Source organism: Streptomyces sp. NPDC090499 (assembly GCF_044769305.1).
In the GTDB taxonomy this organism is placed as follows: Bacteria; Actinomycetota; Actinomycetes; order Streptomycetales; family Streptomycetaceae; genus Streptomyces.
In genome coordinates this window covers 266,263-291,227 of sequence record NZ_JBIVXP010000006.1, presented here as the reverse complement: position 1 = coordinate 291,227, position 24,965 = coordinate 266,263, and the positions used below count along the sequence as shown (strand labels likewise).

Annotated in this window: 22 protein-coding genes and 2 pseudogenes; 13 read left to right on the top strand and 11 right to left on the bottom strand. The window is 70.8% G+C overall.

Annotated features, from left to right (window positions below; translation table 11 throughout):
- Positions 1-135 precede the first annotated feature (135 nt).
- A complete protein-coding gene (locus ACIQVL_RS24055) occupies positions 136-1,059 on the bottom strand; it encodes a DMT family transporter (protein ID WP_403476313.1) in 924 nt (307 codons plus the stop codon).
- 81 nt (positions 1,060-1,140) lie between these two features.
- Here ACIQVL_RS24055 and ACIQVL_RS24050 point away from each other — a divergent pair, with 81 nt between their 5' ends.
- Both ACIQVL_RS24050 and ACIQVL_RS24045 read left to right on the top strand, forming a co-directional pair.
- On the top strand, positions 1,141-2,049 hold the full coding sequence (locus ACIQVL_RS24050) for a LysR family transcriptional regulator (RefSeq protein ID WP_403429464.1): 909 nt from the start codon (positions 1,141-1,143) through the stop codon (positions 2,047-2,049).
- A gap of 208 nt (positions 2,050-2,257) precedes the next feature.
- Positions 2,258-2,692: a carboxymuconolactone decarboxylase family protein gene (locus tag ACIQVL_RS24045; protein WP_403429462.1), complete on the top strand. Its 435-nt coding sequence runs from the start codon at positions 2,258-2,260 to the stop codon at positions 2,690-2,692.
- On the opposite strand, the gene ACIQVL_RS24040 is transcribed toward ACIQVL_RS24045, so the two are convergent.
- Entirely contained in the window at positions 2,679-5,165 is a 2,487-nt protein-coding gene (locus ACIQVL_RS24040) for an alpha-L-arabinofuranosidase C-terminal domain-containing protein (protein ID WP_403476312.1), read from the bottom strand. The two genes, ACIQVL_RS24045 and ACIQVL_RS24040, sit on opposite strands and share 14 nt — an antisense overlap.
- Before the next feature lie 190 nt (positions 5,166-5,355).
- On the opposite strand from ACIQVL_RS24040, the gene ACIQVL_RS24035 reads away from it, so the two are divergent.
- Positions 5,356-5,802, top strand: a complete 447-nt coding sequence (locus ACIQVL_RS24035; protein WP_403476404.1) for a DUF6314 family protein — start codon at positions 5,356-5,358, stop codon at positions 5,800-5,802.
- A 52-nt stretch (positions 5,803-5,854) separates the two neighbouring features.
- On the opposite strand, the gene ACIQVL_RS24030 is transcribed toward ACIQVL_RS24035, so the two are convergent.
- The 3 genes from ACIQVL_RS24030 to ACIQVL_RS24020 form a co-directional block, all read right to left on the bottom strand.
- Complete coding sequence (locus tag ACIQVL_RS24030; RefSeq protein ID WP_403429459.1) at positions 5,855-6,454, bottom strand: histidine phosphatase family protein; 600 nt, start codon at positions 6,452-6,454, stop codon at positions 5,855-5,857.
- Positions 6,455-6,558: 104 nt separating this feature from the next.
- Positions 6,559-7,017, bottom strand: a complete 459-nt coding sequence (locus ACIQVL_RS24025; RefSeq protein WP_403429457.1) for a GNAT family N-acetyltransferase — start codon at positions 7,015-7,017, stop codon at positions 6,559-6,561.
- A gap of 43 nt (positions 7,018-7,060) precedes the next feature.
- Entirely contained in the window at positions 7,061-8,506 is a 1,446-nt protein-coding gene (locus ACIQVL_RS24020; protein WP_403476311.1) for a PLP-dependent aminotransferase family protein, read from the bottom strand.
- Between ACIQVL_RS24020 and ACIQVL_RS24015 the strand changes: the two genes are divergently transcribed.
- Complete coding sequence (locus tag ACIQVL_RS24015; RefSeq protein WP_403429453.1) at positions 8,505-9,467, top strand: DMT family transporter; 963 nt, start codon at positions 8,505-8,507, stop codon at positions 9,465-9,467. The genes ACIQVL_RS24020 and ACIQVL_RS24015 overlap by 2 nt on opposite strands.
- A 13-nt stretch (positions 9,468-9,480) precedes the next feature.
- Positions 9,481-9,681: a DUF1918 domain-containing protein gene (locus ACIQVL_RS24010; RefSeq protein WP_351704203.1), complete on the top strand. Its 201-nt coding sequence runs from the start codon at positions 9,481-9,483 to the stop codon at positions 9,679-9,681.
- Between the two features lie 112 nt (positions 9,682-9,793).
- On the opposite strand, the gene ACIQVL_RS24005 is transcribed toward ACIQVL_RS24010, so the two are convergent.
- Positions 9,794-11,026, bottom strand: coding sequence for a glycoside hydrolase family 10 protein (locus ACIQVL_RS24005; RefSeq protein WP_403476310.1), 1,233 nt, complete (start codon positions 11,024-11,026; stop codon positions 9,794-9,796).
- A 171-nt stretch (positions 11,027-11,197) separates the two neighbouring features.
- Here ACIQVL_RS24005 and ACIQVL_RS24000 point away from each other — a divergent pair, with 171 nt between their 5' ends.
- Positions 11,198-12,055 carry a 3-hydroxybutyryl-CoA dehydrogenase gene (locus tag ACIQVL_RS24000; protein ID WP_403429449.1) on the top strand — a complete coding sequence of 286 codons (858 nt, stop codon included), beginning with the start codon at positions 11,198-11,200 and terminating at the stop codon, positions 12,053-12,055.
- A gap of 206 nt (positions 12,056-12,261) precedes the next feature.
- Here the strand turns inward: ACIQVL_RS24000 and ACIQVL_RS23995 are convergent, their stop codons facing one another.
- The gene (locus ACIQVL_RS23995; protein ID WP_403476309.1) at positions 12,262-13,269 is read right to left on the bottom strand and encodes an MFS transporter; all 1,008 of its coding nucleotides are present in this window, start codon (positions 13,267-13,269) and stop codon (positions 12,262-12,264) included.
- Positions 13,270-13,375: 106 nt separating this feature from the next.
- Positions 13,376-13,501 (bottom strand): annotated as a pseudogene (locus ACIQVL_RS23990) (Cmx/CmrA family chloramphenicol efflux MFS transporter); the annotation flags it as partial.
- 324 nt (positions 13,502-13,825) lie between these two features.
- Between ACIQVL_RS23990 and ACIQVL_RS23985 the strand changes: the two are divergent.
- Positions 13,826-14,713: a helix-turn-helix transcriptional regulator gene (locus tag ACIQVL_RS23985; protein WP_403476308.1), complete on the top strand. Its 888-nt coding sequence runs from the start codon at positions 13,826-13,828 to the stop codon at positions 14,711-14,713.
- A gap of 182 nt (positions 14,714-14,895) precedes the next feature.
- On the opposite strand, the gene ACIQVL_RS23980 is transcribed toward ACIQVL_RS23985, so the two are convergent.
- A complete protein-coding gene (locus ACIQVL_RS23980) occupies positions 14,896-16,119 on the bottom strand; it encodes an SDR family NAD(P)-dependent oxidoreductase (protein ID WP_403476307.1) in 1,224 nt (407 codons plus the stop codon).
- A 744-nt stretch (positions 16,120-16,863) separates the two neighbouring features.
- Positions 16,864-17,751 carry a helix-turn-helix transcriptional regulator gene (locus tag ACIQVL_RS23975; protein ID WP_403476306.1) on the bottom strand — a complete coding sequence of 296 codons (888 nt, stop codon included), beginning with the start codon at positions 17,749-17,751 and terminating at the stop codon, positions 16,864-16,866.
- Positions 17,752-18,080: 329 nt separating this feature from the next.
- Here ACIQVL_RS23975 and ACIQVL_RS23970 point away from each other — a divergent pair, with 329 nt between their 5' ends.
- The 5 genes and pseudogenes from ACIQVL_RS23970 to ACIQVL_RS23950 all read left to right on the top strand — a co-directional run.
- Complete coding sequence (locus tag ACIQVL_RS23970) at positions 18,081-18,989, top strand: MBL fold metallo-hydrolase (protein ID WP_403429442.1); 909 nt, start codon at positions 18,081-18,083, stop codon at positions 18,987-18,989.
- 75 nt (positions 18,990-19,064) lie between these two features.
- Positions 19,065-19,673: a TIGR03086 family metal-binding protein gene (locus tag ACIQVL_RS23965; RefSeq protein ID WP_403476305.1), complete on the top strand. Its 609-nt coding sequence runs from the start codon at positions 19,065-19,067 to the stop codon at positions 19,671-19,673.
- A 289-nt stretch (positions 19,674-19,962) separates the two neighbouring features.
- On the top strand, positions 19,963-20,328 hold the full coding sequence (locus tag ACIQVL_RS23960; RefSeq protein ID WP_403429438.1) for an arylamine N-acetyltransferase: 366 nt from the start codon (positions 19,963-19,965) through the stop codon (positions 20,326-20,328).
- Between the two features lie 297 nt (positions 20,329-20,625).
- A complete protein-coding gene (locus ACIQVL_RS23955) occupies positions 20,626-22,032 on the top strand; it encodes an MFS transporter (RefSeq protein WP_403429811.1) in 1,407 nt (468 codons plus the stop codon).
- Positions 22,033-22,577: 545 nt separating this feature from the next.
- Positions 22,578-22,727 (top strand): annotated as a pseudogene (locus ACIQVL_RS23950) (3-deoxy-7-phosphoheptulonate synthase); the annotation flags it as partial.
- Positions 22,728-22,756: 29 nt separating this feature from the next.
- Here ACIQVL_RS23950 and ACIQVL_RS23945 read toward each other — a convergent pair.
- Positions 22,757-23,182 carry a winged helix-turn-helix transcriptional regulator gene (locus ACIQVL_RS23945; protein ID WP_403429436.1) on the bottom strand — a complete coding sequence of 142 codons (426 nt, stop codon included), beginning with the start codon at positions 23,180-23,182 and terminating at the stop codon, positions 22,757-22,759.
- Between the two features lie 82 nt (positions 23,183-23,264).
- On the opposite strand from ACIQVL_RS23945, the gene ACIQVL_RS23940 reads away from it, so the two are divergent.
- Entirely contained in the window at positions 23,265-24,755 is a 1,491-nt protein-coding gene (locus ACIQVL_RS23940; protein ID WP_403476304.1) for a DHA2 family efflux MFS transporter permease subunit, read from the top strand.
- Positions 24,756-24,965: the final 210 nt, after the last annotated feature.

Below are 24,965 nucleotides of genomic sequence, written 5' to 3'. Positions count from 1 at the left end.
CTTAGACGGGTAGAGGTTCCGGATGGTTGTGCGACGCCTGTGAAGTAATAAGTCGAATTCCGAATCCGTGGGTGTTACGGGAAAGAATTGACGACCTCAAAGGAAACAGCAGCTTTCCAAAAAATGTTTCGCAGGTTAACTCGCCTGTGTGACGCCGGTACCGACACCGTGCGGGGCCGCGCCGCCAGCCGCCGACGAGGACTGTCCGCGATGTGCGCGTTCGAGAGTTTGCCCCCAGTACGTCCCCGAGACGACGAGGGCGGCCCCGAGGACGGAGAGGCCGGTGAGCCGCTCACCGCCGAGGGCGGTGCCGACCAGCAGGGCCCACACCGGTTCGGTGCCCAGCAGGAGCCCGGCGCGGGTCGCGGAGGTGCGCTGGACCGCCCAGGTCTGGGCGAGGAAGGCGAACAGACCGCAGAAGAGGGCCAGGTAGAGGAGCTGGGTCCAGGTGGCGGCGCCGGTCCGGGCCGCCGCCGGCAGCCCGGGGGCCGCGGGCAGCAGGAACAGGGCGGTGCCGACGGCGCACTGCACGGCGGTCAGCTGCAGCGGGCGCAGGGCCCGGCCCGCGGCCACCCGGCCGACCAGCACCACGTGACCGGCGCGCACCACGGCCGCCGCGAGCATCAGCAGGTCACCGGCGCCGGGGGCAGCCAGGCCGTGTCCCGAGACGAGCAGCCCGACACCCGCCAGGCACACCCCGGCGGCGAGGAAGAACCGTCGCGGCAGACCGGCCCGGTCCAGGACCGGGGTGAGAACGAGGGTGAGGCTGATGATCAGGCCCGCGTTCCCGGCGCTGGTGCGGGCGACGCCGTACGTCTCCAGGACGAGGACGGCGGCCTGGGTGAGGCCGAGCAGGCCGCCGTAGACCCTCTCGTCCCGGGTGAGGCCGCCGAACCGGGGCAGTACGACCGCGCAGGCGAGCGCGGCGACGGCGTAGCGCACGAAGAGGACGGTCGGGACGGGGAGGGCGTCCGTGGCGGACTTCGCCGTCAGGTAGCTGGAGCCCCAGACGACGGCGACGGCCAGGAGCACCAGGTCGATACGGCGGGTGGTCGGCATGCCGTTCACGATCCACGACGTGCATGTTGAAGTAAACGACGACCTTCTCAACCGATCCTTTAGCAGAGCTACACTCACGGGGTGGACGAACGGCAGTTGCGGGTCCTGCGGGAGCTGGGCGAACTGGGCAGCGTCACGGCGGTCGCCGAGGCGCTGCGGGTCACGCCCTCGGCCATCTCGCAGCAACTGCGGCTGCTCCAGCGCGCGATCCCGGTCCCGCTCACCGAACGGGCCGGCCGCCGGCTGGTCCTCACCCCGGCCGGGCAGGCCCTGGCGGACGCGGCCATCGGTGTGGAGACGGCACTGGCACGGGCCCGCCACACCATCGACGCGTACGTCGACGAACCCGACGGCACGGTGTCGCTGGCCGCCTTCCACAGCGGAGCCGCCGCGTTCTTCCCCCTGCTGCTACGACGGCTGGGCGACCCGGGTGCCCCTCGCCTCACCCTCCACGACGAGGACGTGGCCCAGGCCGGGTTCCCGCCCCTGACCCGCGGCTACGACCTGGTCCTGGCCCACCGTCTCGACCACGCCCCGCCCTGGCCCCGGACCGCCACGGCCACCCCGCTGCTGCGCGAACCGCTCGACATCGCCCTGCCCGTGGGCCATCCGCTGGCCGCGCGGTCCGCCCTGACCGCGCACGACGTCGCCGGCCTGCCCTGGATCACCGTGCACGACGGCTTCCCGCTGCTGGCCACGGTCGAGGCCATCGCGGCGGCGGCCGGGCGCCGGGTCGACATCGTGCACCGGGTCAACGAGATCGCCGTGGTCGCCGAGGTGGTCGCCGCGGGCGGCGGAATCGCCCTGATGCCCCGCTGGACGTCCCGCCCGCACCCGGGCATCACCCTCAGACCTCTCGACGGCATCGAGGCCAACCGCCACATCGACGTGCTCCACCGCCCCGAACGCACGGCCCGCCGGGCGGTGCGGACCGTGCTCTCGGCACTGCTGGAGGCCTCGGAGGCCATCCGGAGCAGGGATGACGCCTGACCGCCTCCCGCATGTTCGGGAGCGCTCCCCAGCGGCCCCCGGGGCTGTACGGGGGAACACGCCGACCGGACCCGGAAGTTCCTGGGCGAACGAGTCGCCGCACTGCGCGCACCGGGGGGAGTGCGGAAACCGGCTTGACCTGGAGCACGCTCCAACTTCTAGCGTTCTTCTGGTCGTGACCGGTTCCGAGGAGAACGGAAGAGCTGACATGAGCGAGAGCACCACGCGCGAAGAACGTTTCGCCCACGGCCTGGAGGTCCTGCGGAAGGTCGACGGCGAGGTCGGGCAGCGGGTCATCGACTCGCTGGCCGACATCAACCCCGAGCTGGGCCACCAGGTCGTCGCCTGGGGCTTCGGCGAGATCTACAGCCGCCCCGGACTCGCGCCCCGGGACCGGCAGTTGGTGACCCTGGGCATGCTCACCGCGCTGGGCGGCTGCGAGCCGCAGCTGGAAGTGCACGTCAACGCGTCCCTCAACATGGGCCTGACCCCCGAGGAGATCGTCGAGGCCCTGCTGCACTCCGCCGGTTACTGCGGCTTCCCGAAGGCCCTCAACGCCACCTCCGTCGCGAAGAAGGTGTTCGCCGAGCGCGGGCTGCTGCCGGTCGGACAGGAGCCCGCGCAGGACACTACTTCTGCCTGATCCGCAGGAAGGTGACCGAGTTCGCCGGGAAGGTGTACGTGAACCTGTCGGCGACCCCGGTGAAGGTGGACCTGACCGGGGCGACCGCGGTGGCCGTCTCGGTGTTCACCGCGTCGGGCGCCGCCGCCAGCGTGGTCACCCTCGCCGTCTTGGCGACCTCGGCGCCGCCGAGGTCGACGGCCGTACGGGCCGCCGTGGACCGGGCGTTGACGACCTTGACGATCAGGTCCCCGGTCCTGCTGTCCTCGGTGACGACCTGCCGGAACGGCTCGGCCGGCTTGTCGTCGGTGAAGCTGCCCCACTCCTGCCCGTCGAGGTACAGGGTCACCTGACGGCCCCGCACCTTGATGTCGACGTCGTAGGCGCGTCCGGTGTCGACGGACCCCGGCTTGGCGATCAGCGTCGACTTGCCGCCGTCGACGGCCTGCTCGACCGCGGTCTGGGTGTTGTTCCAGCCGCCGATGTTCCACCAGTAGTAGGTGCCGGTGTCCTTGACGCCGAAGGCGACGAGGAAGCCCTCCTTGCCGGACTTCTTGGTGGCCTTCACGTGCAGGTCGTAGTCGTGCCAGCCGGTGTCGCCGGCCTGGACCATGGTGTTCTCGGCGGTGTCGGAGGTCTCGACGTACTGCCCGTCCTGGACGGCCCAGCTGCCGCCGCCGGTGTGCGTCCACTGCGCGGCGTCACCGGAGAAGTCGTCGCTGAGCAGCGTGTTCCCGTCCGCGTCGGTCACCTTGACGTCGTCGTAGGCGGCGCTGGTGTTCCAGGTCGACAGGCCGACGGCACCGGAGATCGGACCGCTGGCGTCCGGCGTGGTGGTGGCCGTGCTCGGGACCACCCGGTCGCCGACGTTGTTCATGAACAGCTTCTGGACCTCGTAGTTGGCCGAGCCCCAGGAGGCGTGGTTGTTGAACCACACCAGGTCCGGGCGCCACTGGACGTAGTCCTCGTTGGCGAACAGCGGGGCGTAGGAGGCGAGTTTCACGACGTCCGCGTTGCGTTCGAGGCCGGTCATGTAGGCCGCCTCGGAGAGGCCGTTCTTGAAGGTGTTGCCGCCGGAGGCGTACTCGCCGACGAAGACCTTGGGCCCGCTCCTGTCGTAGCTGTCGTAGCGGTCGTTGTTCTGCAGGAACCACTGCGGGCTGTTGTAGTAGTGCTCGTCGACCATGTCGACCTTGGCGTCCTTGTTGAGCTGCCAGGCCGTGTCGAAGGTCGAACCGGAGTCGTCCGGGCCGGAGTTGGAGATCACCTGCATGTAGGGGTACTTCGCCTGGACGGCCGCCCGGAACCGGGTGAAGCGGGCGAAGAACTCGGTGGGCAGGTTCTCCTCGTTGCCGACCTCGATGTGGGTGAGGTGGAAGGGCCTGGGGTGCCCCATCTCGGCGCGCTTCCTGCCCCACTCGCTGGTCACCGGCCCGTTGGCGAACTCGATGAGGTCGAGGGTGTCCTGGATGTGCCGCTGGAGCAGCGCGTCGTCGTCGACGGCCTTGTTCTGCCCGCAGCCGGTCACGAGCGCCGGGACGACGGGCAGCGGCATGGCGCCGATGTCCTCGGCGAAGCGGAAGTACTCGTAGTAGCCGAGGCCGTAACTCTGGTTGTAGCCCCAGAAGTTGGCGTTGGTGGCGCGGGTCTCGACCGGCCCGACGGTGTCCTTCCACTGGTACGACCGCTTGCGCTGGTAGCCGGAGGCCTCGCTGTAGTCCTGCATCGAGCCGGTGTTGACCAGGCAGCCGCCGGGGAAGCGGACGAAGCCCGGGTGCAGCGCGGCGATCTTCTCGGCGAGGTCCTTGCGCAGGCCGTTGGGCTCGTGCTTGTAGGTGTCGCGCGGGAAGAGGGAGACCATGTCGAGGGCGGCGGCGTCCGAACCGGCCACGGTGAGACGCCCGCTGGAGCTGGTGCGGGTGGCGGCGAAGGTCGCCTGGTACCTGGCCCAGCCGTGCTTCCTCACGGTCACCTGCCGGGCGGTGGCGAGCGTGCCGCCGGAGTCCGACAGGCCGACGGTGAGGGTCGTACCGCTCTCGGCGCGGGCCCAGACCGAGAAGTCGTACTTCTTGCCGTCCTCGACGCGGATGCCGGTGTTGTAGCCGGAGTTGGTCACGGCCGAACCGGCCGCCAGGGACAGGTAGTTGCGGTTACGAGCGTTCAGCCGGCCGTCGTCGTCCACGACCCGGGCGGCGCCGGTGACCGTCCACGCGGTGAGCGGGGTGTACGACTTGTTGTCGTCGGCCGTGTACTCGAAGGACCGGTTCTGGACCAGCTCCGCGTACAGCCCGCCGTCGGCGGCGCGGTTGATGTCCTCGAAGAAGACGCCGTACATCGTCTTGTCGATGCCGGCCCCCCGGGCGGCCGGGTCGACGGTGATGGCGTAGTCGGTGGTGTCCTCGGCGTGGGCGGGGGACGGGAGAAGACCGGCAGCGAGCAGGAAAGCGCTTGCACCCAGGCCGAGTCTCAGCCGGGTGTGCGTGGTGCGTGACATGGATTCTCCGCGGCTCGTGAGGAGGATTACGTCATTCACGTCATTCGATATACCGAACAACGGTCAGCACTTCGAACGGCAAGATAAGGAGAGGGTCATGAGCGCGTCAATGGGGCGGGGGGTGCCCGTGCCCGTGCCCTCGGCCACGGGCACGGGCGGCGTAGGGTTGTGGGCCGAGGAAGGGACGACCGTGGGCGAGTTCTGGCCGGTGGCGGACGTGCTGGCCCATCTGGCCGGGCGGTGGCGGGTGGACCGGACCGTGCGCGATCTGGCGGGCGGGGCCGCGGGCCGCTTCGAGGGGGTGACGCTGTTCCGGCCCCTGGACGGCGGCGGCCTGCTGCACGAGGAGTCGGGGACGTTCACCTGGCAGGGCGTGGCCCGGCCCGCCGAACGTACCCTGCGCTTCCTCCCGGGCACCCGGCCCGGCACCGCCGACGTGCGCTTCGCCGACGGGCGCCCCTTCCACGACCTCGACCTGACGTCGGGCCGGTACGTCGCCGACCATCCCTGCTCGGCCGACCTCTACCGCGGCGAGTTCACCGTCCAGGACGCCGACCACTGGCGCACCGTGTGGCGGGTGGGCGGCCCGGCAAAGGACCTGCTGTTGACAACCGACTACACACGCCAGCGCCCCTGAAGGGGCGCGAGGAACTGCGCGACCAGCCACTGCGGCGCCGTGGCCGACGACGTCACGGCCCCCCGAGCGGCGCCGGTGCCGACGCCGTGTCGAACCGCAGGTTCCAGCGACCGCCCCGGCCTGTCACCGTGGTGGTGGACAGCGGGCGGACGTCGATGTTCCAGTAGGTCGCCGGCGGCGCCTTGAGCGCGTAGACGAGGGCGGCCCGGATCACCGAGGGCTCCGCGACGGCGACGATACGGTCGCCGTCGCCCACGGGGCGGGTGTCGAGCCAGCCGCCGACCCGGGTGATGAACGCCAGCAGCGACTCGCCGCCGTGCGGGGCGCCCAGCGGGTCGGAGAGCCAGGCGTCCACCTGGTCCGGCTCCCTGGCCATCGCCTCGCCCAGCGTCAGCCCGCGCCAGCGGCCCATGTCGCAGTCGCGCAGCGCGAGCTGGACCAGCGGGGCGTAGCCCAGGGCGTCGCCGGTCGCGCGGCTGCGCGGCGTCGGTGAGCAGTAGCGCAGCTCGGCCGCCGCGAGCGGCACGAGCTCACCGGCGACGCGCTGCACCTCGTCCCAGCCCGCCTGGTCCAGCGGGCGGTCGTCCTGGAAGCGCTCCGCGAGCAGCGGTGAGCTGCGCGCGGCCGCGACGAACGTGACCCGAAGTGGCATGCGGTGATGGTGTGACGCACATGTGCGCAGGTCAAGGGCGATCGGGCGGTGAGTTGGCGGACGTGGAGGAAACGTTACTCAAAGGTCAGGAGGAGTCCGACAAGTCAGCCGGAATGTCCCTCGGGCGCCGGGTAGTAGAGCGCCATCCACTGGTCCGGGTGTTCGAGCGGGGCAAATCCGAGCTTCTGGTAGACCCCGTGGGCGTCGTGGGTCGCCAGCAGCACGCGGCGCACGCCGGACGGCCGCAGGTGCTCGCGGACCGCGCCGACCATCGCGGTGCCGACGCCCTTGCCGCGCACCGACGGGTCGACGTAGACGTCGCAGAGCCAGCCGAACAGCGCCTGGTCGGTCACCACGCGCGCGTAGGCCACCTGCTCCCCGGTGACGGTGTCGTAGACCCCGAAGTTGAGCGAGCCCGCCATCGCGCGCCGGTGCTGCTCCAGCGGGCGGCCGGCCGCCCAGTACGCGTCGGTGGACAGCCAGCGGTGGACGCGCTCGACGTCCACGCGGTCGGTGTCGGCGGAGAACTCGTAGCCCTCGGGGAGGCCTGGTGCGTCGCTCATGCGGAGATCCTCACCGGTCGGGCGGACCGGCGTCGATCGGATTTCAGGGTCTGGGACGCAGCACCTCGTCGCAGGCGGCCCGCAGCCGTCGTACGCCCTCCAGGATCTCCCCCGTCCCCGCGACCGCGGCGAAGCTCAGGCGGACGTGGGCGGCCGGTGCCTCGGCGCTGAAGTACGGGCGGCCGGGGGTGACGGCGACCCCGGCCCGCAGGGCGGCGGCGGTCAGGGTGGTGTCGTCGGTGCCGTCGGGGAGGCGGGGCCAGAGGTGGTAGCCGCCGGAGGGGATGTACGGGAGGACGAGTTCGGGGATGTGGTGGGCGAGGGCGCCGGTGAGGGTGTCGCGGCGGCTCTTCAGCTCGGCGGCGAGGTTGCGCAGGTGGCGGGGCCAGGCCGGGGAGCCGACGAGTTCGAGGGCGGCCTCCTGGAGCGGCCGGGGAACGAAGAAGGTGTCGACGATCTGGATGGCGCGCAGCCGTTCCAGGACCGGGCCGCGGGCGGCCAGCGCGGCCACCCGGAAGCTCGGCGAGGTGGCCTTGGTGAGCGAGCCGACGTGGACGACGACCCCGTCGGGGTCGTCGGCGGCCAGCGGGCGGGGCAGCGGGCCCGCGTCGGCGTGCACCAGCCGTCGTACGTAGTCGTCCTCGATCACGAAGGCGCCGGCCGCGCGGGCGATGCGCAGCACCTCGGCGCGGCGGTCCGGGGCGAGGACGGCGCCGGTCGGGTTCTGGAAGAGGGGCTGGCATACGAACACCCGGGCGCCGGTGGCCTTGAAGGCGTCGGCGAGCAGGGCGGGCTTCACACCGTCGGGGTCGACCGGGACCGGGACCGGACGGAGGCCTGCGGCGCGGGCGATGGCGAGCATGCCGGGATAGGTGGGCGACTCGACCAGGACCGGGGCGCCGGGCGGGGCGAGTGCGCGCAGGGCGGTGGCCAGGGCGGACTGGCCGCCGGACGCGATCAGCACCTCGGCGGCGGTGACCGCGCCGCCGATGTCCCGGGCGAACCACTCGCGCAGCTCGGGGAGGCCTTCGAGCGGCGGCCGCCCCCAGGCGCCGGGACGGCGGCCGGCCCGTGCCAGGGCCGCCGCCATCGCGCGCTCCGGTTCCAGGGAGGCGTGCAGGTAGCCGCCGCTGAGCTCCAGCACGCCGGGCGGCGGGGCGGCCAGGCACACGGTGACCCCGGAGGCGTCGACGGTGCGCGGGACCACGTCGAGGGCGCCGTCGGCGCTGAGTGCCACCTCCTGCCAGGAGGTGTCCCCGGCGGGCTCGGCCGTGTCGCGCGGCGCGGCCTTGAAGGCGCCGGCGCCGGGCCGGGTGACGACCAGCCCCTCCGCGACCAGCTGGGCCAGCGCACGGGAGACGGTCACCGGGCTCACCCGGAACCGCTCGACGAGGGCCCGGCTGGACGGGAGCTTTCCACCTGTCGAGTAGCAGTTGAGGTCCCGCCGCAGCTGTTCCGTCAGTTCTACGACACTGCTACGCTCTTGCATGAGAGCACAGAGTAGCGCTACCAGTCGGACTGCGATAGCGGTCGGCACGCCACCGGCCGACGCCCCGGCCCCTTCCCCGGCCTCCTCCCCCGCCACCGGTTCCGCCCCCCGGTTCGGCACCCTCCAGGCCGCGCTCGGTGTCGTCGCCTTCTCCCTCACCTTCCCGGCCACGGCCTGGGGTCTGGAGGGCTTCGGCCCCTGGGCACTGGTGGCGGTGCGCAGCGTGCTCGCGGCGGCCATGGCCGGCGGCTGCCTGCTGTTCCTGCGGGTACGGCTGCCCGAGCGGCGGCACTGGGCGGGGCTGGCGGTCGTCGCGGCGGGGGTCGTGCTCGGCTTCCCGATGCTGACCACGCTCGCCCTGGAGACCTCCACCACCTCGCACGCGGCCGTCGTGGTCGGCCTGCTCCCGCTGACCACCGCCCTCTTCTCGGCCCTGCGCATGGGCACCCGCCCGTCCCGCACCTTCTGGGCGGCGGCCCTGGCCGGTGCGGCGGCCGTGCTGGCGTTCACGGTCGCCCAGAGCGGCGGGGCGCTCACGGTGGCCGACGGGTACCTGTTCGCGGCCCTCGTGGTGTGCGCGGCCGGCTACACCGAGGGCGGCCGGCTGGCCCGGATCATGCCGGGCTGGCAGGTCATCGGCTGGGCGCTGGTGGGCTGCCTGCCGCTGACCGTGCCGGCCGCCGTGGTCGCGCTGTCGTACGAGCCGGTCGTCTGGAACGCGCACGGGGTGGCCGGGCTGCTGTGGGTGGCGGTGGGCTCGCAGTTCCTCGGTCTGGTGGTCTGGTACCGGGGGATGGCGGCCGTCGGCATTCCGAAGGCCAGCCAGTTGCAGTTGGCCCAGCCGCTGCTCACACTGGTGTGGTCGGTGCTGCTGCTGGGCGAGCACCTCACCGCGGCCGCTCCACTCACGGCCGCCGCCGTGCTCGTGTGCATCGCCGTCACCCAACGATCGCGATCGTGAGGAGGCCCTGGAGATGCGTGCATCCGAGGGCGACCAGCTTGTCCAGCACGGCAGGGTGGTCGGACAGCACGACCAGGTCTCGGAGATCGTCCAGGTACTCGGCCCCGAGGGCAACCCGCCCTACCGGGTCCGTTTCGAGGACGGCCACGAGGCCATCATGTCCCCCGGTCCCGACTGCCAGGTCAGGCACCGGGAGATCCACGAACAGCACTAGGCGCTCCGCTGGTCGGGCCGTTCGTCCAGCGCGTGCCGGTGGGGGCTGGTCACACAGTTCCTCCCCCGGCCTTCGGCCGGGGGTACCCCCAGCGCCCCTTCGGGGGTGCTGGTCAGCCCGGTGGGGTCGCCGGCTGCTTGTAGTGGTCGGCGACCACCCGGGAGAGCGCGCCGATGCGGTCGGCGGACACGTCCTTGGCGGCGAAGTACACATGCCCGCCGACCTGTGCGTACCGGGCAGCGAGGGTGAGGTGCCGGGACAGGTCGGCCGGGTCCTGCCAGGCCGCGGCGGCGCCGGCGGCTCCCGCCTGGTAGAGCGCCTCGCCGATGTGGAGCCGGGTCCCGGAGCCCTTGGCCACGCCCGCCCACCAGTCGACCACCTTGGCGTAGTCGGCGGCGGCGTTGCCGATCTGCCAGTACACCTGCGGAACGATGTAGTCGATCCAGTTCTTCTGCACCCACTTCCGGGTGTCCGCGTACAGGTCGTCGTACGTCTCGACGCCCGCCCTGGTGTCCGAGCCGCGGGAGTCGGTGGCGGCATTGCGCCACACCGCGAACGGGCTGATCCCGAACTGCGTGCCCGGCCGCAGCTTCCGCACCCCGGCGGCGATCTCGGTGACGAGCCTGTCGATGTTGTCCCGCCGCCAGGCCGCCCGGGACGAGAAGTCTCCGCCGTGGGTGTCGTAGGCGTCGTCGTCGTCGAAGGTCTGGCCGGCCACCGGGTACGGGTAGAAGTAGTCGTCGAAGTGGACCGCGTCCACGGGGTACTTGGCGACCGCGTCGAGGATCGCCTGCTCCACGAAGGCGCGGACGGCCGGGATGCCCGGGTTGTAGTAGAGCTTGCCGCCGTACCGCACCACCCAGTCCGGGTGTTTGCGGGCCGGGTGGGAGGCGACGAGCTTGCCCGGGTCGGTGTGGTTGGCGATCCGGTACGGGTTGAACCAGGCGTGCAGCTGCAGGCCCCGGGCGTGGGCCTCCTTGACGGCGGTGCCCAGCGGGTCCCAGCCGGGGTCCTTGCCCTGGGTGCCGGTGAGGTACTGCGACCAGGGCTCGTAGGGCGAGGGCCAGAACGCGTCCGCGGTGGGCCGGGCCTGGAACATCACGGCGTTGAGGCGGTGGTCGACCGCCTTGTCGAGGAGGGCGGTCAGCTCCTTGCGCTGGGCGGACGCGGACAGTCCGGTGCGGGAGGGCCAGTCACGGTTGGAGACGGTCGCGAGCCACATGCCGCGCATCTCGGTGACCGCCCGGCGCGGTGGCCGTCCCGCCGGTGCGGCCGCGCCGGGTGCGGCCGACGCCAGCACCGCCAGGGCCGCCGCCGCGAACGCCCTGCGGGACACTCGTGTCATCGTCGGACCCTCTCGCTCTCCGGATCCGCGCGGTCACGGATCGCCTCCGCGGCACAGGATGCCCGCACCCGGACGATCGATCATCGATACTTACGGGTAACGTGCTCGAACGGAGCAGGCGCCGGATCCGGAGGTCCTGCCGGCCGCTCGTAGATCAGCGAAGGGGACGATGTGACCGACATCGAGAAGGTCGGAGTCGTGGGCTGCGGCCAGATGGGAGCGGGCATCGCCGAGGTCGCCGCCCGCGCCGGTCTGGACGTGCGGGTCGCCGAGACCACCGGCGAGGCCCTGGAGATCGGCCGCACCCGGCTGCACAACTCCCTGGCCAAGGCCGCCGAGCGCGGCAAGATCAGCGAGGCGGAGCGGGACGCCACGCTCGCCCGGCTCAGCTTCACCACGGACCTCGGCGAGTTCGCCGACCGCGACCTGGTGATCGAGGCCGTCGTCGAGAACGAGCAGGTGAAGACGGAGATCTTCCAGGTGCTCGACCAGGTGGTGACCCGCCCGGACGCGATCCTGGCCTCCAACACCTCCTCCATCCCGCTGGTGAAGCTGGCCGTCGCCACCTCCCGGCCCGACCACGTCGTCGGCATCCACTTCTTCAATCCGGCCCCGGTGCAGAAGCTGGTCGAGCTCATCCCCGCGCTCACCACGTCCGAGGGCACCCTCAGCCGTGCCCAGATGTTCGCCGAGAAGGTGCTCGGCAAGCACGCGATCCGCGCCCAGGACCGCTCCGGCTTCGTGGTCAACGCGCTGCTGGTGCCCTACCTGCTCTCGTCCATCCGGATGTTCGAGTCCGGCATCGCGAGCCGCGAGGACATCGACAACGGCATGGAGATGGGCTGCGCCCACCCGATGGGCCCGCTGAGGCTGTCCGACCTGATCGGCCTGGACACCATCGTCTCCATCGCGAACAGCATGTACGCCGAGTACAAGGAGCCGCTGTACGCCGCTCCCCCGCTGCTCCAGCGCATGGTCGAGGCGGGCCGGCTGGGCCGGAAGACCGGCTCGGGCTTCTACACGTACTAGCAGGTGCGGCGGCGCCGCCAAGTGGCGCTGTTCCAGGGCGAATTCACCCGGACCAGCGCCCACGGCGGCTCCGGTCCGGGTACCTCTCCTGACGCCGGCCAGGTCCTCACCCGCCCACGTGGACTGCACGGGTACGCAACCTGGCGAGCGGCATCCGCCGACAGAACACTGATCCGGACCTGGCGTTCTGTGTCTTCCGCAGAGCTTCAGCGTGGGTCTGCCGGCCATGGCCTGCGACGCAAGCCCCGGACGGCAATCACGGAGGGTCGACGCGGATCACCATGAGCGTCCGAGGCCGCGGGAAGGGTCGGCGGGACGCGGCGAGCGTGCGCCGGCACGGAGGCGGTTGCGGGCTCCTCGGTTCCCGCTTCGTGGCGTCGGGTGAGGTGGCGGTCCAGCAGAACGCTGCCCATGTGGGCGACCCCGAAGGCCGCGCCGATCCAGGCCGTACCCGCGAGCCCCAGTCCCGTGTTGATCACGAGGCCGGATGCCAGGGGGGCGACGGCGATGCCGACGTTGGACGCGGCGATGTTCACGGCGCCGCCGAGCGTCCTGGTCTCTCCGAGAACGGCGAAGACCCTGGCGTTGACTGCGGGCGTGACTCCGAAGTTGGCGGCTCCCAGGAGCACCACCAGGGCGATCGTGACCGAGGCTATGTGTGCGGTCACTGCGAGTGCGGTCGCGGCGGCGACGAAGGCGGCCATGCCCACCAGCAGGAGCGTGAAGGGGGCGCGGTCGGCCACGCGTCCTCCGATGGTCAGGCCGATGAACGCGCCGACGCCGTAGAGTCCGAGCACGAGGGGCACCAGGCCCGTGCTGAGGCCGGTGACGTCCTCCAGCAGGGCTCCGAGGTAGGAGAAGGCAGCGAACTGGGCGGCCACGGTCAGTGCGGTGGTGGCGTAGGCGACCCAGAGCCGTGGCTGCATCAGCGAGCGCAGTTCCGGGGCGAGACGCGGCTGTGCCATTGTCGTGTCCCGGCCGCCGGGCAGGGCGATGAACAGTGCGATCGTGGACAGAGCGGCCATCGCGGCCACGGCCCAGAAGGCCACCTCCCAGCCGGCGTGCTGTGCGAGCAGGGTGCCGCCCGGGACACCGATGATCGTGGCCACGCTCAGTCCCGAGACGACCACTCCCATGGCCCGGCCCTGCTTGTCGGCGTCCACCAGCGAGATGGCCGCGACCGAGGCCATGGCCCAGAATCCGGCATACGCCATGGCCGACAGCACCCGCATGACCAGCAGGAATCCGAAGTGCGGGGACGAGGGCGGCGCCGACGTGGGCGGCGATGAAGACGAGCTGGCAGCCGACCAGCGCGGCACGGCGCGGCATCTTCAGGGTGGCCAGGCTCATCAGCGGTGCTCCGACGAGCATGCCGACGGCGAAGGCGGACACCAGCATTCCGGCGGAGGCGAGGGGGATGTCGAGGTCCTGGGCGATGGAGGGCATCACGCCGGAGAGCATGAATTCCGAGGTGCCCTGGGCGAAGATGCCCAGCCCGAGGACGTAGATCACAAAGGGCATGATTCATCTGCTTCGTGTGAGGAACGAGAGGTCACCGGGTGCTCCGCTCGGCCGTGCGCGGCCCTCTCCCAGAAAGGGCCCGTGGCCGGCGAGGACCACCTGTGGAGGCGTCCGCACGCGTGTCCCGGTTCGCGTCCGGCATCCCGCCCGGGACACGCGTGCGGACGCCTCGCGAGCGCCCTGCTGAACCTAGGTCTGGCTGGTCCACGCACCGGCCCGTCACGCCGCCGCAGTGGTATCACTGGATGCATGGATCAAAGCGACGAGTTCGGTGACTTCCTGCGCTCGCGCCGGGCCCGGCTGCGTCCCGAGGACACGGGAGCGGCTTTCAGCGGCGGCGCGCGCCGGGTCCCGGGACTGCGCCGTGAAGAGGTCGCGCACCTGGCCGGGGTGAGCACGGACTACTACGCCCGCCTCGAACAGGGCCGGCACCCCCACGTCTCCGAGACGGTACTGGAGGCGGTCGCCCGCGCCCTGCGCCTGGACGACACCGAACGCGGCCACCTCTTCGAACTCGCCCGCCCCAAGTCCCCCAGCCCGGAGCGGCGCCGTCCGGCCCCGCTGCCGCGTGTGCGTCCGGCGATCCACCAGATGCTGGACGCTTTCAACGACGTCTCACCGGCCCTGGTCCTCAACCACCGCAGCGACGTGCTGGCAGTCAACCGTCTCGCCAAGGCGCTGATCACGGACTTCGACGCACTGCCGCACCGCGACCGCAACCTCGCCCGATTCGTACTGCTCCACCCCGCCGCCCGTGACCTGTACCAGGACTGGGACCCGGTCGCGGAGGCCTTCGTCGCCAGTCTGCGCCTGGCCTCCGGCCGACATCCCGACGACCGCCTGCTGAACGAACTCGTCGGGGAGCTGTCCATCAAGGTTCCGGAGTTCTCCACCTGGTGGGCCGGCCACCGCGTGGACCAGTGCGCCCACGGCACCCGGCGTCTCCTTCACCCCGTGGTCGGCGAACTCACCCTCTCCTACGAGATCCTGGCCCTGCCCGCCGACCCCGACCAGAGCATCGTGCTCTACACCGCAGAACCTGGTTCTGCCTCTGCACAGACGCTCAGCATGCTCGCCGGCTGGAGTGCCCCGGCGGGACTACGAGGGCGCAACTCCTCCGAGACACCCTCAAGTTGACTCCCCGAGGTCGTCCGTAACGGGGAGCCTGCGGGCCACGTTGCGGTGTCTTCGGTGAACGGCGCTGGAATCGCTGCCACGAGTTCAGTGCCGCTCTTGCGGGGATTCTGCTCATGCGCCAGTTGCGGCGAGTGACAGTTCCCACAGTCGCTTGGCAGCGTCCGGGTCGAGTGCGTACGGGGCTACGCCGCCGGGGCGGAACCCACGGCCTCGGCCGACAGCTTCTCCGCTTCGTTGTTGTCCTCGAAGTAGCGGCCGCCGATGCCCTCGAGCTGGGGGGAGGTCGCGACGAGCACGCTGGTCGCGGCGCCTTGGGCGATGGTCTTGAACCGGAACGGTGCGCCCTGGATCGAGCCGGATTCTCCGGCTGCCTCGGCGGCGCGCAGCTGTGCGGCCTGGTCGGGATCCATGTGGCGCGACAGGTTCGTCGACATGATCACGCCGGGGTGGACGGCGTTGGCGGTGATCCCGTCGGTGGCCCAGCGGTTGCTCGCCTCGACCGCGAAGAGAACGTTGGCGGCCTTGGACTGCCCGTAGGCGAGCCACGGGTCGTAGGCGCGGTTGTTGAAATTGATGTCGCCGAACTCCACGGGCGAGGCGTGGTGGCCGCGGGAGCTCAGTGACACGATCCGCGCGTTTCCGGCGGCCGCGAGCGCGTCGTGCAGGCCGAGCGCGAGCGCGAAGTGGCCGAGATGGTTGGACGCGAACTGCAGCTCCCAGCCGTCCGGCGTGCGCTCGAGCGTGGGCAGTGCCATCACGCCGGCGTTGTTGACGAGGATGTGCAGGGGCCCGGTCCAGGCGTTGGTGAAGGCTGCGATCGACGCCTGGTCGGCGAGGTCGAGCCGGCCGACCTGGACGGCGTCGTTTCCGGTGGCCTTGCGGATGTCGGTCGCGGTGCGCTCGCCGGCCTCCGTGATGCGGACCGCGAGGGTGACCGAAGCACCGGCGCCCGCGAGGGCGCGGGCGGTCTCGGCGCCGAGACCCGAGGCGGCGCCGGTGACGATCGCGTGCTTGCCTGAAAGGTCGATGCCTTCGACGACCTCGGCGGCCGTCGACTCTTCACCGAAGGGGGTGTGGATGCGCTGGGTGGTTGTCATGACCTCAAGTCCTGTCCGTTGGTCGGTTGTTCTGCCCCCACCTGAACGGGTGAGGGAGGCAGTCCCGGCGCACCTGGTGCTGGTGCGCCGGAAAGACAGAGGGGCCCACGCCTGGTGCTCGCGTTCGAGGACGAGCTTGCCGGTGTTCCTGCCGGTGAACAGGCGCCTGAGCGCGGCCGGGAACGTCTCGATGTCGCCGTGCACCGTGTCCTCGACGCTCGTCAGCCGACCGTCGGCGAGCCGGTGCGACATCTGCGCCCTGGCCTCGGGGTACCGGTCGGCGAAGGCGGGAACGGCGACGCCCGCCATGGAGGCGCTCCGGTAGCTCGGCTCGCTGCCGGGCCACCGCGACGGCGTCCTCGTGCCGGATGTTGAGGATGCCGGTGGCCAGGGCGATGCGTTCAGTGGACCCGGCGAGCGCGGCTCTTGAAATGCCGGGTCTTCGGTACGCAGTTCGTGGCTGAAGATTCCGCGGCCCGGGGACTGCTGCGGTGCGGTGCGAGGTGCGGAGTGCATCGTTTGTTCCCTAACAGGATGAACGCGTTGTGCGTGCTGCCGATCGGCCGGTCGAGCCGCTGCTGCCGTGGCCCGGCCGAGGGCCTGGAAATCGGCCTCGCCGATGGCGAACCCAGGCGTGGTCCGCGCGGCGTGCCGTCGGATGCGCGCGACAGCCTTCATGACCTCGGTTCCTGGTCGTCGGCCGGCTGTGTTTCCCTCGTCCGGACAGGTGAGGGAGCGGATCTGGCCGACCGAGAGGCCCGGGGCGGAACGGTCGCTGGTGCCGGGACCCGGACCAGGCGTTCGCGAAGGCGGCGGTCAACGCCCTGTCGGCGAGATCGAGCGGGCCGTCATGGACGGCGTGGTTCCCGGCCGCCTTGCGGACACCGGTCGCGGTGCGTTCGTCGACGCGGCGCCGGTGATGACCGCCTGCTTGCGTGGAAGGTCGACGCCCTCGATGACCTCGGCGGCCGTCGGCCCTGCTCCGAAGGGATCCGGATGAGCGTGGACGTCATGGCCTCACGTCCTCGTCGCCGATCGGCCGTCTGTTCCTCATCAGCCGTACGGTGCCTGGGAGGGAGCGGCCTCGTGTGTGTTCGTCGATGTGGTCCAGCTGGCGAGCAGGCGGAGTGTCTCCGTGGAGGCCGAGCCGGGTTCGGTGGTGTAGAGCACGATGCTCTGGTCGGGGTCGGCGGGCAGGGCCAGGATCTCGTAGGAGAGGGTGAGTTCGCCGACCACGGGGTGAACGAGGCGTTGGGTGCCGTGGGCGCACTGGTCCACGCGGTGGCCGGCCCACCAGGTGGAGAACTCCGGAACCTTGATGGACAGCTCCCCGACGAGTTCGTTCAGCAGGCGGTCGTCGGGATGTCGGCCGGAGGCCAGGCGCAGACTGGCGACGAAGGCCTCCGCGACCGGGTCCCAGTCCGGGTACAAATCACGGGCGGCGGGGTGGAGCAGTACGAATCGGGCGAGGTTGCGGTCGCGGCGCGGCAGTGCGTCGAAGTCCGTGATCAGCTGTCTGGCCAGGTGGTTGGCGCCCAGGACGTCACTGCGGTGGTTGATGACGACGGCCGGTGAGACGTCGTTGAGGACATCCAGCATCTGGTGGACCGGCTGCCGTACGCGTGGTGCGCGGGCGGGACTGCTCCGGTGGCGTCCGGGTGTCCTGGGCCGGGCGAGTTCGAAGAGGTGGCCGCGTTCGGTGTCGTCCAGGCGCAGGGCGCGGGCGACCGCCTCCAGTACCGTCTCGGAGACGTGGGGGTGCCGGCCCTGTTCGAGGCGGGCGTAGTAGTCCGTGCTCACCCCGGCCAGGTGCGCGACCTCTTCACGGCGCAGTCCCGGGACCCGGCGCGCGCCGCCGCTGAAAGCCGCTCCCGTGTCCTCGGGACGCAGCCGGGCCCGCCGCGAGCGCAGGAAGCCCCCCAGTTCGCCGTTGTCGTTCATGCGGCCAGTGTGCTCCCCGCAGCGGCTTGACGGGCCGGTGAGGGTGGACCAGCCAGACCTAGGTTCAGCAGGGCGCCCTTGGAGCGTCCACACACACGCAAAGCGTTCCACGATGGCTGAAAAGCGACGGCCTTCTCCCTCAGGAAAGCCGGAGGACCTCCCTGCACCGGCTGGAGAGAGGAGCGGCTTCCTGCACCGGCCCGCTGTCGCCTCGAAGACCGCGCTGCCGCAGGCCAGGCCCGAGCCGGTCCGCACGCGGCCCCCTGGAACCCCCTCACAGGACACCCCTCCGCCCCGGCCCCGGGGCGGGCCACCCGAAGGAGATCACCATGACCGAGTTCGCGCCTGTACCCGACTTCGCCCTGGGCCCGGACATCCCGGAGTCCGGGTATGTCGTCCAGGACCTGGGCGGCGGTGCCCACTTCGTCACCCAGGGGATGATCAACACGATGTTCGTGGAGACGAAGAACGGTGTCGTCCTCGTGGACGCCTCACCGTTCCTGGGGGACAAGCTGCTGGAGGCGATCGAGTCGGTCACCCCCAAGCCGGTCACCCACCTGATCTACAGCCACGCGCACGCCGACCACATCGGGGCGGCCCACCTGCTGAAGCGGGACGGCTTGAAGATCATCTCCCATGAGATCACCGGCGAGTTCATCAAGGAGGTCAAGAACGACGACCGGCGTCCCCTGCCCACCGAGACCTTCAGTGGCCGGCGCAAGGAGATGGACATAGACGGGGTGCGGTTCGTCCTCGACTACACGGGAGACTGGCATCAGGCCGGCAACCTGTTCATCCACCTGCCGGAGCTGAAGCTCATGGGAGCGATGGACAGCTTCTCTCCGAAGAACGCGCCGTTCTTCCGCCTGTACTTCTCCGCACACGTGCCCGCGTACTTCGACGCCATGGACCAGTTGCTGGAGTACGACTACGAGACCATCGTCACCGGCCATATGGCCCTGCCCGGTACGCCCGAGGACGTGGCGACGAACCGGGAGTACATCCGGGACCTGCGCGCCGCTGCTTCCGAAGCACTGCGCACGGTCGACATGAAGGAGGCCTCGGCCGCCGCCAAGGTGCCGGCCGACAACAAGCAGGCCGAGATCAAGGTCTGGATGGATGCGGTCACCGCCCGCGCGGCCGAACTCATGCCGTCCTGGGAAGGGCGCCTGGGAGGAACCGACATCTTCCTCTCCGACAACCTCAACGCCACCGCGTGGAGCGTCTTCATCGACTAGGGCGGCGCCCTACGGACAAGGGGCGAACCGCGGTGATCGCGTTCGTCGCTGTCGACTTCGCAGGAGGGATGGCGCATGCTGCCGGAGACGAAGGCGGAGCAGTTGACGCAGAGCATCGATCTGGTCGTGGACGCGGTGCGCGGGGCACCGGCCGACCGGTATCACAACCCGACGCCGTGTTCGGCTTGGACGGTGAAGGACCTCGTCAATCACATCGCCATGATGCTGCTGATGACGAGAGACGCGGGCACCCGCACCGCATCGGATCCGCGCCTGCTGACCGCGAGCCCGGTGCCGCTCCTCGCCGGGCGGCCGGAGTCCGAGTGGGCGTTGCTCGTGGCCGGCAGAGCGGAACCGGCGGCCGGGGCCTGGTCCGAGCCGGCAGCATGGGAGGGCGAGGCCGGCCTCGGCGGACCGCCCATGCCCGCGACCGCGCTCGGCGAGATCCTGATCGCCGAATTCACCGTCCATGCCTGGGACCTGGCAGCAGCCACCGGGCAACGGCTCACCATTCCCGCGGACTTGGCCGAAGCCATTTTCGCGACCTACTCGCGTGAGGCACCCCGCATGCGCAGTCTCGGCCTTCTGGGCGACGAAGTACCCCAAGACGCAGCCGCACCCGTGCTCGACCGCGCGCTGGCCCTCACCGGCAGATACCCCCGATGGACGCCGGCGGCGCACTAGGATGCGCTCGACGGTCCACCGGGGTCTTCATCGCCGGCGCACCTTCCTGCCTCGCGTACGACTGGTGCATCGATCACGCGTTCTTGAAGCGTCACCGTTCCCGGCACCGAGGCGGCCGCGCTGATCGCCCCGAGCCTCGCGACCTCCCTGACCGCCGTCCTTGACCAGCGCCAGCTGCCGGCCGGGCGGGCCGAGGAACTGCTGGGGGCTCGCCCTCTTTCGAAGGTCCTGATGTCGATGCCGGGAGTCGGTGTCAGGACCGGAGCCCGCATCCTCCCGGTAGGAACAGGTGACACCCCGACTCACGAGAACGCCCGGGGTGTGCTTCGAACTCGGCAGACTCTTCAGCCGGTTGCCGCAGGACCTGGGCTTCGAGGTGCAGTTCCTCTCCGCCGGGGTCTGCGGTCCGGACGGCAAGTTCGGACCGGACCTCCAGCACCTGTTCCACTGCGTCCACCACCAGGGCGACGTCTGGCTGGTGGACGTCGGCTTCTCCGGCCCGTCCTTCCTCGAACCCCTGCGGGTGTCAGCGGACGTACAGGAGCAGTTCACCCTTCTCGCGCTGGTCTACAGCGGAACCATCGAGGTCCGCGTACTGGTCGACCGGGACGAGCACGCGGCCGTCATCCGGAACATCCTGCGCCAGGATCACTGAACTCCGCCCTGTCACACGGCAGTCACCCCGTACTGCCGGTGCTCCGGACACCCTCCTGTGCGCCGTCCTGGCACTCGTCGCTTCGAGCCCGCCCTTGCCGCTCGGACCTGCACTGACACACCGATGTGCCTCCGTGACAGGAAAGTTCCTCCTTCCGACGGCGCTGGAAGGTTACCCATCATGGTGGCCGCATCAAGGGATGCACTATTGAAGGGACTCCCTGTGAGCAGCCAGTCCGAACCCCCTGTCACCCGATCGCACTGGCCCGCGATCATCGTGCTCTGCATCGGGCAGCTGATGATCGTGCTGGACGGTTCGATCGTGAACGTCGCGCTGCCCAGCATCCAGCGCAGTCTCGACTTCTCCCAGGCCGGTCTCGCCTGGGTGATCAACGCGTACATGATCGCCTTCGGCGGTCTGCTCCTGCTGGCCGGACGGCTCGGCGACCTGCTGGGCCGCAGGCGGCTCTTCCTCGTGGGCCAGGTCGTGTTCACCGTGGCATCCGCGCTCTGCGGTGTGTCCCGGAACCCCGGCACGCTGTTGGCCGCGCGGTTCCTTCAGGGGGTCGGCGGCGCCGCGGCGTCCGCCGTCGTCCTGGGCATGGTGGTGACCATGACCTCCGGGGCAGCCGAACGGACCAAGGCCATCAGCGTCTACGCCTTCGCCTCGTCCGCCGGCGGCTCGCTCGGCGTGGTCCTCGGTGGCATCATCACCCAGGCCCTCAGCTGGCACTGGATCTTCTTCGTCAACGTTCCCATCGGCATCGTCGTGACGGCCCTCGCCCGGCGTCTGGTCGAGCCCGACGGCGCGCGCCGCCGCAACGAAGGGGCCGACGTCCCGGGCGCCGTCCTGGTCACGGCCGCCCTCATGCTCGGCGTCTACGCGATCGTCAAGGCCGCCGACTACGGCTGGGCGTCCGCCCGCACCCTGGGGCTCGGCGCCGCATCGGTCGTGCTCCTCGCAGCGTTCTTCGTACGCGAGGCCAAGGCCGCCAGCCCGCTGCTGCCGCTGCGGATCCTGCGCGCGCAGAATGTCGCGGGGGCCAACCTCGTGATGGTCCTGATGCTGACCGGCATGTACGGATTCCAGTTCCTCTGCGCTCTCTACATACAGCGCGTGCTCGGCTTCAACGCCGTTTTCACCGGTCTCGGCATCTGGCCGGTGGCCCTGTCGATCGGCGCGTTCTCGCTCTTCGTCTCCTCTCGCCTGATCCAGCGATTCGGCGCGCGCACCGTACTGCTCGCGGGGCTGCTCATCATCGCCTCGGGGCTCGCCATCCTCAGCCAGGCACCCGCGGACGGCCGGTACGCGACGGACGTCCTGCCCGCCCTGCCGCTGGTGGGCATCGGTTTCGGCCTGGGCATGCCCGCGCTGACGACGCTCGCGATGTCCAGCGCCACCCCGGCGGACTCCGGCGTGACCTCCGGGCTGATCAACACCACCCAGCAGATCGGCGGCTCGCTCGGCCTCGCGGTCCTTGCCTCGCTGGCGGCTTCGCGCTCCGATGCGCTGCTCGCCGTCGGGCGGAACACCGCCGAAGCGCTGGCCGGCGGGTACGACCGGGCGTTCGGTGTCGCCGCGGCCATCGTCGCCGCCGGCTTCGTGCCGGCCCTTGTGGCGCTCCGCTCCCCCACGGCGGGTCCGGGCGGGGAGCCGAAGAAGCCTGCCGCGGAAAAGCCCCGGGAGGGCAGCCTCAACTCCTGAAGGAGCTGGGCTCACGGCCTCGCCGCACCTACGGGCTCTAGGTGCGGCGAGGTCGTTTCGTGCGTGCGTCCGGCCCCGACGGGTGGCCCGCAGCAACCGGCTACGAAGGCTGGCGCGCCACCCGCGGCCGGGTCCCGCACCCAACCGCGGTACGGGCGCTCAGGCAGCGTCACTCCCCGTACGGCCCGTTCCGGAGAGCGACCGTTCGGGGTCCGTCGGCAATCCCTTGCGCGCCTTGACGCCGAGCTTGCGATGGACGCGGGTCAGATCAGCGCGGTGAACCTCCTGGACGGCTCCGGCTCCGCGGAACCGCCGCGCAGTTCCTCGGGCACGGTGCGGAGAGACCGGCACAGGGGCTCCGCCTCGCACAGGGTCGCCATGTGGCGCGCCCTGCGGAACAGCATGCGGGCCCGGCGCCGGTACGCCAGGCCACGACCCCCGGCACGTCCGCCCCCCAGGTGCGCGGGAGGCCGACGCAGGCCAGGAAGTCGGCCAGCGCGGCGCGGTGATGGTCCGTCGCCCATCGCTCGGCGGCCGGTGAGTCGCGCCTGTACACGCTGTCGTCCCACATGCTGTGGATCGGCGAGCGCACCAGGCAACCGGACGGCGCCCACGTCGCGTTCGCCGAACTGCCGGCCAATCCGGTGGGGGTGAAACGGGGACCGGGCACGACCCCCGCCCAGTCCCTCGAACTCGCCTATCTGATGGCCGACATGCTGGAACGTCAGGCCGACACGGGCAGCGGGCGGGTGCGGGCTTCTTCCTGATCGGACGGGTGCGCGGCGTCGTAGACGGCGTGCGCTCGGGCGATGTCGCCGCTGTGCCGCCTGGCCCAGTCGACCAGGGCCAGGAGGGTGCCGTAGAGCTCGAGCGCCATCTCGGTGCACTCGTACTCGACTTTGGGCGGGACGGTCGGATAGACCGTGCGCACCAGCAGGCCCTCGCGTTCCAGTTTGCGCAGGTTGAGGGTGAGCATGCGGCGGCTGATGCCGTCGATGCCGCGCTCCAACTCGGTGAAGCGCACCGGTCCCTTCGCCGCGGCGACGAGGATGCCGATGGCCCACTTGCCCGCGACACGGTCCAGGACCTCACTCACCGGGCACGCCGGGTTCTCCTCCTGGTCCGTCACATCCATGTTCCCCCGGGACATAAAAGTGCCTCCTTCCACGGACGACCATGGTTACACAAGATGGAGTCAGTAACAAAGTGACACCGTCACGAAAGGGAGTTCCATGTCCGCTCGGGCCGTGGCATCGCCGACTGGCCAGGCATCTCGCCTGCAGGCGCTGGCGATTCTCTGTGCCGGCCAGCTGATGGTGATCCTCGACGGCACCATCGTGAACGTGGCGCTGCCCTCCATCCAGGACAGCCTGGGCTTCTCCTCCTCGAACCTCGGCTGGGTGGTCAACGCCTATCTGATTCCCTTCGGCGGCCTGTTGCTGCTCTCGGGCCGGCTCGGCGACCTCTTCGGGCGCAAGCGGGTCTTCGTCACCGGCCTGACCGTCTTCACCGCGGCGTCCCTGCTCTGCGGCCTGGCGCAGAACTCGGCCATGCTGCTGATCGCCCGCTTCCTGCAGGGTGTCGGCGGCGCGGTGACCTCCTCCGTCACGCTCGCCATGGTCGTCACCATGTTCACCGAGCCGGGGGAACGGACCAAGGCGATCGGTGTCTACAGCTTCGTCCAGTCCGCGGGCGGCACGCTCGGCCTGCTGCTGGGCGGTGTGCTCACGCAGACCATCGGCTGGCACTGGATATTCTTCGTCAACGTGCCGATCGGCGCCGTGGCCGTCGTCATGGCCCAGCGCAACCTCCGCGCGGCGCGGGGCACGAGCCAGGGCAGGAACACCGACGCGCTCGGCGCCGTCCTGATCACGGCCGCGCTCATGCTGGCCGTCTACACCATCGTCGAGGCCGCGGACCACGGCTTCGGCTCCGCTCGCACCCTCGGCCTCGCCTTCGGCGTCCTCGTCCTGCTCGCGGCGTTTCTCGTGCACCAGGCCAGGGCCGCGGACCCGCTGCTGCCGCTCCGGATGTTCAGGTTCCGCAACGTCTCGGGCGCCCTGGGGACGCACACCCTCATGATCTCCGGCATGTTCGGCTTCCAGTTCCTGGTCGTGCTGTACATGCAGAACGTGCTGGGTTTCGACGAGGTGCAGACCGGCTTCGGTGTGGTGCCGGTCTCGCTGCTCATCGGAGTCATGTCGCTGCTCCTCGCCCCCCGGCTCATCGCCGGGTTCGGCGCGCGCTCCGTCCTGCTCGTCGCTCTGGTCCTGATCGCCGGCGGTCTCGGCATACTGGGCCGGATCTCCGCGGACGGCGCCTACTTCACCGACGTCTTCCCCGCGACCGTGCCGCTCGGCATCGGCTTCGGTCTGGCGATGCCGTCGCTGGCCGGGCTGGCCATGTCGGGCGCCACTCCGCGGGACTCGGGCCTGGCCTCCGGCATGTTCAACACCGTGCAGCAGGTGGGCGCCTCCCTCGGCCTCGCCGTCCTGAGCACACTCGCCGCCTCGCACACCAGCACCCTGCTGCACGACGGCACCGAACTGCCCGACGCCCTGACGGACGGCTACCGGCTCGCCTTCCGGGTCGGTTCCTGCTTCGTGCTGGGCGCCCTGGTGGTCGCCGGGGCCGTGCTCCGCACCCCGCCCCGGCCCGCGGCCGTGGCGCCCACCCGCCCCGCGGCCTCCCGGCCGGCGGAATCGGACACCGCCTCGACGTGAGCCGTCCCTCTCGAGACGCCCCGCCGACTACAGGGAGCGATGCACCACGGGCCCGGCACCTGCTTCGGTGCCGGGCCCGCGTGTTTCACACTCCGTGTGCGCCCCGGGCACGCATATGCCTTTCGCACACTCTCCCCACGCGCTCACCAGGCGAGTTCACTCTTCATGCGCATGCAAAGGGATGCGGAACCACACCCTCGATCACGCAAA